The sequence below is a fragment of the Methylobacterium indicum genome, assembly GCF_001043895.1.
In the GTDB taxonomy this organism is placed as follows: domain Bacteria; phylum Pseudomonadota; class Alphaproteobacteria; order Rhizobiales; family Beijerinckiaceae; genus Methylobacterium; species Methylobacterium indicum.
In genome coordinates, this window is the sequence record NZ_JTHF01000493.1 from 1 (window position 1) to 555 (window position 555).

General features: G+C 70.3%; 1 protein-coding gene and 1 pseudogene. Both read right to left on the reverse strand.

The window, feature by feature from the left end; translation table 11 throughout:
* Positions 1-294 (reverse strand): annotated as a pseudogene (locus tag QR78_RS31685) (phosphonate ABC transporter, permease protein PhnE); the annotation flags it as partial.
* On the reverse strand, positions 291-555 hold a 265-nt coding region (locus QR78_RS31690; protein WP_125940068.1), incomplete at its 5' end, for a PhnE/PtxC family ABC transporter permease. The pseudogene QR78_RS31685 and the gene QR78_RS31690, both read right to left, overlap by 4 nt.

Consider the following 555-nt stretch of genomic DNA (forward strand, 5'->3'; position numbering starts at 1 on the left):
CGCCAGGGTCTCGCCGAGGGCCGACAGGAACAGGCCGAAGCGCCCGTGCGCCGAGGGCGGCAGCATCATGCCGGCAAACTCGCTGAGGCGGTGCAGGCCGTTGACGATGCGCAGGAGCGAGAAGTCGAGCCTGACCATGGCGAAGACGGCCAGCGCGACGATTGCGGCGAGGCTGCCGATCACCACGGCGCGGCGCGGCCACGAGGGCCGGAAGACCGCCGGGTGGCGTTGGCGCAGGCCGTCGAGATCGGCGAGCGCAGCCTGGCGCAGGGCGGAGGGCGGGCGGGGTCTCACGCGTGGGCCTCCCGGCCGAGGAGGTGGTGACGTAAGGACTCGGTGGCCAGATCGATCGTCACCACGGTCAGGATGATGAGGACCAGGATCGCGCTCACGTCCGTGTAGTAGAAGTTGCGGATCGCGACCAGGAACTCCTGACCGATGCCACCGGCCCCGACGAAGCCCATCACGCCCGCGCCCCGCACGTTGATCTCGAAGCGCAGCAGCGCGTAGGAGGCGAAGTTGGAGAGCACCTGCGGCACCACCGCGAAGCGCACG